This window comes from Noviherbaspirillum sp. (assembly GCF_036846085.1).
Lineage (GTDB): Bacteria > Pseudomonadota > Gammaproteobacteria > Burkholderiales > Burkholderiaceae_D > Noviherbaspirillum.
Window position 1 is genome coordinate 1 of sequence record NZ_DAIUCO010000150.1, and the last position, 9,314, is coordinate 9,314.

The 9,314-nt window shown below is 61.6% G+C and carries 8 protein-coding genes; 2 read left to right on the plus strand and 6 right to left on the minus strand.

The annotated features are described in order from the left end of the window. Window positions 1-134: 134 nt before the first annotated feature. The 5 genes from V7080_RS16620 to V7080_RS16640 form a co-directional block, all read right to left on the minus strand. On the minus strand, window positions 135-1,469 hold the full coding sequence (locus V7080_RS16620) for an ABC transporter substrate-binding protein (protein ID WP_334189508.1): 1,335 nt from the start codon (window positions 1,467-1,469) through the stop codon (window positions 135-137). 45 nt (window positions 1,470-1,514) lie between these two features. Further along, on the minus strand, window positions 1,515-2,591 hold the full coding sequence (locus tag V7080_RS16625) for a branched-chain amino acid ABC transporter permease (protein ID WP_334189509.1): 1,077 nt from the start codon (window positions 2,589-2,591) through the stop codon (window positions 1,515-1,517). Window positions 2,592-2,599: 8 nt separating this feature from the next. After that, on the minus strand, window positions 2,600-3,529 hold the full coding sequence (locus tag V7080_RS16630) for a branched-chain amino acid ABC transporter permease (protein ID WP_334189510.1): 930 nt from the start codon (window positions 3,527-3,529) through the stop codon (window positions 2,600-2,602). Window positions 3,530-3,737: 208 nt separating this feature from the next. Beyond that, on the minus strand, window positions 3,738-4,562 hold the full coding sequence (locus V7080_RS16635; RefSeq protein WP_334189511.1) for an ABC transporter ATP-binding protein: 825 nt from the start codon (window positions 4,560-4,562) through the stop codon (window positions 3,738-3,740). Beyond that, window positions 4,559-6,517, minus strand: coding sequence for an AMP-dependent synthetase/ligase (locus V7080_RS16640; RefSeq protein WP_334189519.1), 1,959 nt, complete (start codon window positions 6,515-6,517; stop codon window positions 4,559-4,561). Before V7080_RS16640 ends, V7080_RS16635 begins: the two co-directional genes overlap by 4 nt. 228 nt (window positions 6,518-6,745) lie before the next feature. Here V7080_RS16640 and V7080_RS16645 point away from each other — a divergent pair, with 228 nt between their 5' ends. Next, window positions 6,746-7,432: a Crp/Fnr family transcriptional regulator gene (locus V7080_RS16645; protein ID WP_334189512.1), complete on the plus strand. Its 687-nt coding sequence runs from the start codon at window positions 6,746-6,748 to the stop codon at window positions 7,430-7,432. Between the two features lie 133 nt (window positions 7,433-7,565). After that, window positions 7,566-8,321, plus strand: coding sequence for an MgtC/SapB family protein (locus tag V7080_RS16650; RefSeq protein ID WP_334189513.1), 756 nt, complete (start codon window positions 7,566-7,568; stop codon window positions 8,319-8,321). Here V7080_RS16650 and V7080_RS16655 read toward each other — a convergent pair. Continuing rightward, window positions 8,318-8,917: a type 1 glutamine amidotransferase domain-containing protein gene (locus tag V7080_RS16655; RefSeq protein WP_334189514.1), complete on the minus strand. Its 600-nt coding sequence runs from the start codon at window positions 8,915-8,917 to the stop codon at window positions 8,318-8,320. The genes V7080_RS16650 and V7080_RS16655 overlap by 4 nt on opposite strands. Window positions 8,918-9,314 lie beyond the last annotated feature (397 nt).

A 9,314-nucleotide genomic window follows, 5' to 3' on the forward strand; every position in this document is an offset into this window, starting at 1 on the left:
GTCGCCGCTCATAGGCGGCTCCGATTCGCGCGGCACAAAGCAGTGCTTTGTGAAACCCCGCGCTCATCCACGTCGCCGCTTGCAAGCGGCTCCGATTCAGCCGGCGCAACGCAGTGCGTTGCGAATTCCCGGCTTCATCCCTGACAATCTTCCGGCGAGCGGGGCGTCAGCTTCTTCTCCGCCGCATACTTCGCCGCGGTGTTCTTCACGAGCGGCTTGATGATCGTGTCATCCGCCTGCAGCCAGTCCGACGTGAACTTCCACTGCTTGCCGTCCCAGGTATGGATGCGCGCCCACGATGCGCCCATGTGGTCGGCGCACGAGGTGCTGATCGGGCGCATCACGCCGGCGAATCCCAGCGCGTCCAGCTTGGCTTGCGTCAGGTTCAGGTTTTCCAGGCCCCAGCGCACCTGCTCGCCGGTCATGACCTTGCCCTTGCCGAACCGCTCCTGTGCCGCGCGCACGCCTTCCACGCCGAGCATCGCGCTCATCGCGCCGCGCATGTACAGCACCTGTCCGACTTCCTCCTTCGATCCGGTGCCCTGGCCCTTGTCATGCACCATCGCCAGCACATCCTTGACGAACTTCGACTGTGGTTCCGCGCCATGCTGCATGGTCACCGCGTTGTAGCCTTTGGCACCGTCGGCCACATCCTTCACGTCCGGCTCGGCACCGGCCCACCACACGCCGTACATCTTCTCGCGCGGATAACCGGTGGCCTGGGCTTCCTTGATCGCGGTGGAGTTCATCACGCCCCAGCCCCACAACACGACATAATCCGGCCGCGCCTGGCGCACCTGCAGCCAGGTCGCTTTCTGCTCGACGCCGGGTGCCGTCACCGGCAGCAGTTGCAGGTCAAAGCCCTGCAGGCCGGCGCGCTGCTGCAGCAGCGGAATCGGTTCCTTGCCGAACGGGCTGTCGTGATACACCAGCGCAATCTTCTTCCCTTTCAGCTTGTCGAGCCCGCCTTCCTTCTTGGCGATCGCCTGGATGATGGCATCGGCGGCTACCCAATAAGTGCCGGCGATCGGGAAATTCCACTTGAACACGGTGCCGTCGGCGCTTTCGCTGCGGCCGTAGCCGATGGTCACCACCGGCACCTTGTCGACCGGCGCTTTCTCGGTAATGGCGAAGGTGGCGCCGGTGGACAGCGGCTGCACCATGGAAGCGCCGCCGTTCTTGCCTTTCAGGCGCTCGTAGCACTCCACGCTGCGCGCGGTGTCGTAACCGGTCTCGCATTCCTCGAACGAAATCTTCACGCCGTTGATGCCGCCGCGCGCGTTCACCAGTTTCAGGTAATCGACATAGCCGTTCGCCCAGGGCACGCCGTTCGGCGCATAAGGACCGGTGCGATACGACAGCACCGGGAAATACTGTTCCTTGGCTTGGGCGTAGGCACTGGTCGTCAGGACGGACGACGTGGCGGCAGCGAGGACGGCTGCTGCCAGGACCATGTTGCGAATCTTCATTTGTCTCTCCGTGTATTTAATTTGATGAAGCACACCAACAACAACTCAATGCGGAAAAGGCCACAGCCGCAATTTCTGTTTGCCGATCGACCACAACCTTGCCAGGCCGTGCGGTTCCACGATCAGGAACCACACGATCAATCCGCCGAAAATCATCAGTTCCGCATGCGCGAGCCCCGCGGTGGAAATCTGCAGGCCGACCAGGCTCGCCAGCACCGGCAGGATCTGGTTGAGTGCGATCGGCAGGATCACGATGAAGGCGGCGCCGAGGAAGCTGCCCATGATCGAACCGAGGCCGCCGATGATCACCATGAACAGCAGCCGGAACGACTGGTCCACCGAAAACGCCGCCGGCTCCCATGAACCAAGATAGATGAAACCCCACAATGCGCCAGCCACGCCGATGATGAACGAGCTGACCGCGAAGGCGGTGAGCTTGGCGTACATCGGGCGGATGCCGATCACCGCCGCCGCCACGTCCATGTCGCGGATCGCCATCCATTCGCGGCCGATGGCGCCGCGCACCAGGTTTTTTGCCAGCAGGGCCACGATCGCCAGGACGGCAAGGCAGAACAGGTAACGGCTGACCGCGCTGTCGATCGGCAAGCCGAAGACCTGCAGGTTGGATACCGAGACCGAACCGGAGGGCGAGTCGAGCGTGAACCAGCGCACGCGCAGGAACATCCAGTCGGCGAAGAATTGCGCCGCCAGGGTGGCGACGGCAAGATACAGGCCTTTCACCCGCAGGCTGGGCAGGCCGAACAGGATGCCGAACAGCGTCGCGCACAGGCCGCCGAGAATCAATGCCGGTATCAGCGGCATGTCCGGGATGCGGACGAAGAAGTTATAGGCTCCGTAGGCGCCGACCGCCATGAAGGCGCCGGAGCCGAGCGAGATCTGGCCGCAGTAGCCGACCAGGATGTTTACCCCGACCGCCGCCAGCGACAGGATCAGGAAGGGGATCAGGATCGCGCGAAACAGATAATCCGATGCCAGCATCGGCACGGCGATGAAGGCGAACGCCAGCATCAGGCCGATGACGAACCGGTCCTGGGCAATCGGGAAGATCTGCTGGTCGGCCTGGTAACTGGTTTTGAACTGGCCGTTCTCACGGTAGAGCATAGGGTTTCCTAAACACGATCGATGATTTTCTCGCCGAACAGGCCCTGCGGCCGGAACAGCAGGAACACAAGCGCCAGGACGTAGGCGAACCAGATTTCAATGCCGCCGCCGACGAAGGGGCCGAGATACACCTCCGACAGTTTTTCGCCGACGCCGATGATCAGGCCGCCGATGATCGCACCCGGCACCGAAGTAAGGCCGCCGAGAATGACGACGGGCAAGGCCCGCAGCGCCACCGTCGTCAGCGAGAACTGCACGCCGAGCTTGCTGCCCCAGATCATGCCGGCGACCAGGGCCACCACGCCGGCGACGCACCAGACGATGACCCAGATACGGTTGAGCGGAATGCCGATCGACTGCGCCGCCTGGTGATCATCGGCCACCGCGCGCAGTGCGCGGCCGGTCGCGGTTTTCTGGAAGAAGATACTCAGCAGCAGGACCAGCGACGCGGCGATGGCGGCGGCGATGATGTCCTCCTTGTTGACCAGGATGCCGCCCGGGAAGGTCGATTCCATCACGAAGATCGGTTCCTTCGGCATGCCGATATTGATCTTGTAGATGTCGCTGCCGAAGATGGTCTGGCCGAGGCCTTCCATGAAATAGGTGATGCCGAGCGTGGCCATCAGCAGCGTGGCGCCTTCCTGGTTGACGAGGTGGCGCAGCACCAGGCGCTCGATGATCCAGGCGACGACGAACATGATGGCGCCGGCGATCAGGAAGGCAGCGACGTTGGCCACGATGGGGTTCGCGATGCCGGTCCAGCGCGGTATCCACTCGGCGAAGCGCGCCATCGCCAGCGCCGCGAACAGCACCATCGCGCCCTGGGCGAAGTTGAACACGCCGGACGCCTTGAAGATCAGCACGAAGCCGAGCGCCACCAGCGAGTAGAGCATGCCGGCCATCAGGCCGCCGAGCAGGGTTTCAAGGAAAAATGCCATGGTTGTTTTTGTACCTATTCATTCAGCCAAACCTTCGGTAGAGTTCCCTCCCCCTTGCAGGGGGAGGGCTAGGGTGGGGGTAGTGAGGTCGAGCAATTGCATACGGTTGTTTAACCTCACTACCCCCATCCCAACCTTCCCCCTGGAAGGGGGAAGGTGCCTTGCAGTGGTGCCGGATTCGTAGTCAATGCATCCCATCCAGTGCCACTCAATGCGACGCCCCCAAATAAGCTTTGATCACATCCTCATTCCCCCGCACCTCGTCCGGCGTGCCATCCCCGATCTTCTTGCCGTAATCCAGCACCACCACACGGTCGCTGATATCCATCACCACGCCCATGTCGTGCTCGATCAGCACCACCGTCGTGCCGAACTGGTCGTTCACATCCAGGATGAAGCGGCACATGTCCTGCTTTTCCTCGACGTTCATGCCGGCCATCGGCTCGTCCAGCAGCAGCACCTCCGGCTCCATCGCCAGCGCGCGGCCGAGGTCGACCCGCTTCTGCAGGCCGTAGGGCAGCTGGCCGACCGGCGTCTTGCGGATATGCTGGATTTCCAGGAAATCGATGATTTCCTCCACCTTCATCCGGTGCGCAATCTCTTCCTTCTCCGCCGGTCCCCAGCGCAGCGCCTGCAGCAGCAGGTTCGACTTCATCTTCAGGTTGCGGCCGGTCATGATGTTGTCGAGCACCGACATGCCCTTGAAGAGCGCGATGTTCTGGAAGGTGCGGGCAATGCCGCTCTTTGCCGCGCCATGGGTGTTCATGTCCTTGCGGGGCTTCCCCTGGAACACGATTTCGCCCTGCTGTGGCCGGTAGACGCCGTTGATCACGTTCAGCATCGAGCTCTTGCCGGCGCCGTTAGGGCCGATGATGGCGCGGATCTCATGCTTGCGCACGTCGAATGAAATGTCGGTCAGGGCTTTCACGCCGCCGAACGACAGCGAAATGTTTTTCAGGCTCAGGATGACATCGCCGATCCGCCTGGCGTTTGTCATGGCCCCGCCGGTTGCGCCTTCGTCGTCTCGTTTCATGCTGCCTGCCTGATAGCGGGGAATGTCTTGACGTCGCGGATTTGCAGGTCGGCGCTGATCATGCCCTGCCTTCCATCCTCGAACTTCACCTGGGTTTCGATGTACTGCGAGGTCTTTTCCGAATACAGCGCGTCGATCAGCACGCGGTATTTCTCGCTGATGAACTTGCGCCGCACCTTGCGCGTGCGGGTCAGCTCGTCATCGTCCGGATCGAGTTCCTTGTGCAGGACGAGGAAGCGGTGGATCTGAGTGCCGCTCATCAGCGGTTCGGCGGCAAGATCGGCGTTCACCTTCTCCACGCATTCGGCGATCAGGTCGGTAGTCTCGCGTTTACCCGCGAGGTCGGTGTAGCCGGCGTAGGGCAGTCCGCGCCGCTCGGCCCAGTTGCCGACCGCATCCATGTCGATGTTGATGAAGGCGCAGACGCGGTCGCGCCCGTTGCCGAAGGCAACCGCCTCCTTGATGAAGGGGAAGAACTTGAGCTTGTTCTCGATGTAGTTGGGGGCGAAGATGTCGCCGCCCGACATCTTGCCCACGTCGGCCGCACGGTCAATGATTTTCAGGTGGCCCTGCTCATCGAAGAAGCCGGCATCGCCGGTGTGGAAATAGCCGTTTTCGTCGATCACCTCGGCGGTCGCTTCGGGACGCTTGTAGTATTCCTTCAGCATCGCGGCCGAGCGCACCAGCACCTCGCCGTTGTCCGCCAGCTTTACTTCCACGCCGGGCGCGGGCAGGCCGACGCTGTCGAACTTGATGTTGCCGTCAGGCTGCAGGCACACATAGGCGCAGGTCTCGGTGGCGCCGTACAGCTGCTTCAGGTTGACGCCGATGGAGCGGTAGAAGCGGAACAGGTCGGGACCGATCGCCGCGCCGGCGGTGTAGGCCACGCGCACCCGCGACATGCCGAGCACATTCTTCAGCGGACCGTAGATCAGCATCTTGCCCACGGTGTAATTCACCCTGTCCATCATGCCGACCGGCTTGCGGTCGAGGATGTCGGAGCCGACGCGCCGCGCCACGTCCATGTAGTAATGGAACAGCTTGCGCTTGATATAGCCGGCATCCTCCATGCGGATCATCACCGTGGTCAGCAGGTTTTCGAAGATGCGCGGCGGCGCGAAGTAATAGGTCGGCCCGATCTCGCGCAGGTCGGTCATCACCGTATCGCCGGACTCGGGGCAGTTGACGGTGAAGCCCGCCACCAGCGCCTGCGCGAAGGAAAACAGGTGATCGCCCACCCAGGCCATCGGCAGGTAGGACAGGATGTCGTCGGCATCGGTGAGCTTGTCGAAACCGACGCCGCCGGTCGCCGCGGCGATCATCGCGCCATGCGCCATGCACACGCCTTTCGGCTTGCCGGTGGTGCCCGAGGTGTACATCATGATCGATACATCGTCCGGCTTGCCGGCAGCCACTTCGCGCAGGAAGAAATCCGGATTGGCGCGGTCGAAGTCGCGGCCGAGCTGCTGCACGTTCTTGTAGGAAGTCAGTTCCGGCTGCGTGTAATTGCGCATGCCGCGTTCATCGTCGTAGATGATGTGCGAAATGCGCGGCAGCGTGGCCTTGATCTCCATGAGCTTGTCGACCTGTTCCTGGTCCTCGACGATGGCGAAATCGATTTCCGCATCGTCCAGCACATAGGCCATGTCCGCCGCCGGCGCATCCTGGTACAGGGGCACCGGCACGCCGCCCAGGCATTGCGCGGCCATCATCGCCCAGTACAGGCGCGGCCGGTTGTCGCCGACGATCGCCAGGTTCATGCCGCGCCGGAAACCCATGGCCGCCAGCCCGCAGGCAAGCGCACGCACCTCGTCGCTCACCTGGGACCAGTTCCAGGTCTGCCAGATGCCGAGATCCTTTTCGCGGAACGCCGGTTTGCCCGGTCTTTGCTTCGCGTGCTGCAGCAATATGCGGGGGAAGGTTTGCGTCCCCGCGACGTGTGTCTCGTCCATCATCCCGCTCTTTCCTTTGACCTGCACTTCGGTAGAGAAGAGACGCCGTGACGGCGATGCAAGCGGCATGCGTGCTTCTGGCGCGCGGTAACCGCTTACAATGTCTCCGTGATGTTTTTAGAACTCATTTTTGTCAGGATACTAGAGTGATGCGCGTTCATGCGCTGTCATCTTATTGACAATCTACGCTTTAAAACAAACTAACTTCAACTATCGTTGACGCATTGCACAATGAATTCTGATAAAGCCTCCTTCAACCAATTGTTGCGCCAAACCATCTGGGCGCAGCAGCTGACGCCCGAGCAGATGGCGCGGGTGGAAGCCGAAACCGTCGAGCAGTTCGTGCCGAAAGGCGGTTTCGTTTGCCGCAAGGGCGAGATGGTGGATGCGTGGATCGGCGTGATCGAAGGCTTGATAAAAATCAACAATCTGTCGCCCGAGGGAAAATCGGTGACGTTTGCCGGCGTGCCCGCCGGCGGCTGGATCGGCGAAGGCACGCTGCTCAAGCAGGAACACCGCAAGTATGACGTCACCGCATTGCGCGACAGCCGCATCGCGCGCATGCCGAGCAAGACTTTCATGTGGCTGCTCGACACCAGCCTGCCGTTCACCCGTTTTCTGCTGATGCAATTGAATGAGCGGCTCGGGCAATTCATCGGCATGGTGGAGTTCGACCGGCTGCTGGATGTCGACGCCAAGGTGGCGCGCTGCCTTGCCGCGCTGTTCAATCCGCATCTCTACCCCGGCACCAACACGCTGCTGCAGATTTCGCAGGAAGAGGTCGGCTACCTGTCCGGCGCATCCCGCCAGCGGGCCAACCAGGCCTTGCAGGTACTGGAGAAGGAAGGACTGCTCAAGGTCGACTACGGCGGCATCCAGATTCTCGATCTTGAAGGACTGCGCAACTTCCGCAAGTGATGTGGTCGGTGCATGACGCTGGGACCGTCCTGCCCTTTACTTACCTCAACAATGTTCGAACCAGGCAGTTTCTCGCCAGGCATCCGCGCTACCATCGGGCAATACCCAATCGCATGCCGAAGGATGATTGCCGATGCCCACCATGGAGTCACTTGCCGCATTCTGGACCGGCCATGTGCTGGCGGCGAACCTGATCGTCGTCCTGAGCCTGATCGGTGCGTTGCTGCTGGGATTGCTGGTCGGCTATGAGCGCTCCTACCATGGCCGCGCCGCCGGCATGCGCACCTACGGCCTCGTATGCATGGCCTCGGCGGCCCTGACGGTGATCGCCGGCTATCCCGGCGACTGGTACGGCGGGCACACCGCCGCGGAAGCGGGATTGCTGTACGGCGTCGATCCGACGCGCATCATCCAGGGCATCGTCACCGGCATCGGCTTCCTCGGCGCCGGCGTGATCATGAAGGAAGGTTTCAATATCAGCGGACTCACCACCGCCGCTTCCATCTGGTCGGCGTCAGTGATCGGCATATTGATCGGGGTCGGCTTTTATCCGGCCGCCATCGGACTCGCGGTCCTGTCGGCGGTGTGCATGGTATGGATACCGAAAATCGGGGCGCGGCTGCCATCCCGGCAGGCGGTCGCTTTCACGCTGCGCTTTAGCAAGGGCGTGCAGCCGAGCGAGGAAAGATTGCGGCAGGCGGCGCTCGAACGAGGCTATGAAATTGCGAACGGATCGATCGCCATTTCCGTGCGGGAAGGCCAGGCCGAATGGCATTTCGTCGGCGTCGCGTTCAACAAGGTCAGCGGCGCACCGCTGACCGAGCTGGCGAGGGAATTATCGACGTTCGAAGGCGTCGAGAGCTTCCAGCTTTCCCATGCAAGAAACTAGCTACTCGCAAGGCCCACGGCATTCTCGTCCGGTGTTCCGCGCAGATGCGCCCGCATTTTGTTGGAGATCGCTTCCACCATCGCTTCGCTGAAGGCGGGAAGGTCATCCGGCGTGCGGCTGCTGATGAGATTGCCTTCCGTTACCGCTGCCTGATCCACCCAATTGCCGCCGGCACTGCGGATCTCATCCTGCAGGGTAGGATAGCTGGTCAGCGTCCGGCCTTCAACCAGCCCGGCCGATACCAATAGCCATGCGCCGTGGCAGATCACAGCGATGGGCTTCTGTTCCTCGTCGATGCCCTGGATGAAACGCTGGGCTTCCGGAATATTGCGCAGCTGTGCCGCATTGATCTCGCCGCCCGGCAACAGCACGGCGTGGAATTCCATCGGGTCGGCTTCCGTCAGCAGGAGATCGACCGTGAATTCGTCGGCTTTCTGGTCGTGGTTGTAGCCTTGCACCTTGTCGAACTTGTTGGACACGATGGCGGTGGTTGCGCCGGCCTGTTCCAGCGCCTTTTTCGGCTCGGTGAGTTCGGATTGCTCGAAGCCATCGGTGACGACGATCGCCACCTGCATGCCGTTCAGTACTGGATCCATGCTTGTTCTCCTGTCTGCAAATATAAAGTGGAGTAACCCGCATGGAAAAAGTTCGGCCCGGCATGACGGACCTTGGCTTTACACATTCCCGCCGCGCGACGGCCACCACTATGTCTGATTTTCAACAATCCCGGCTGCCGAACTAGCGAATCGGAAACAAGTCGAACCACAACCCATCCGGCATTTGCGCGATACAACAGGGAGCCGAATGAATCACGCTTGACCCGTATTGATTTATACAGTGGAGGCATTCATGAATACCAGCCGCATGTCGATCGTTCTTTCCGCCGCCGTCCTCCTGCTGGCGGGATGCCAGAAAGCATCCGAGCCGCCGACGCCGGTGACTTCCTCGGCCACCGGTTCAACCCCATCGACTACCGCATCAACCCCATCGACT

Excerpts from the sequence above, each read along its gene's own strand:
- V7080_RS16625 (WP_334189509.1), bottom strand. The coding sequence starts at position 2,591 with ATGCTCTACCGTGAGAACGGCCAGTTCAAAACCAGTTACCAGGCCGAC.
- V7080_RS16640 (WP_334189519.1), bottom strand. The coding sequence starts at position 6,517 with ATGATGGACGAGACACACGTCGCGGGGACGCAAACCTTCCCCCGCATA.
- V7080_RS16650 (WP_334189513.1), top strand. The coding sequence starts at position 7,566 with ATGCCCACCATGGAGTCACTTGCCGCATTCTGGACCGGCCATGTGCTG.
- V7080_RS16655 (WP_334189514.1), bottom strand. The coding sequence starts at position 8,917 with ATGGATCCAGTACTGAACGGCATGCAGGTGGCGATCGTCGTCACCGAT.
- V7080_RS16620 (WP_334189508.1), bottom strand. The coding sequence starts at position 1,469 with ATGAAGATTCGCAACATGGTCCTGGCAGCAGCCGTCCTCGCTGCCGCC.
- V7080_RS16630 (WP_334189510.1), bottom strand. The coding sequence starts at position 3,529 with ATGGCATTTTTCCTTGAAACCCTGCTCGGCGGCCTGATGGCCGGCATG.
- V7080_RS16645 (WP_334189512.1), top strand. The coding sequence starts at position 6,746 with ATGAATTCTGATAAAGCCTCCTTCAACCAATTGTTGCGCCAAACCATC.
- V7080_RS16635 (WP_334189511.1), bottom strand. The coding sequence starts at position 4,562 with ATGAAACGAGACGACGAAGGCGCAACCGGCGGGGCCATGACAAACGCC.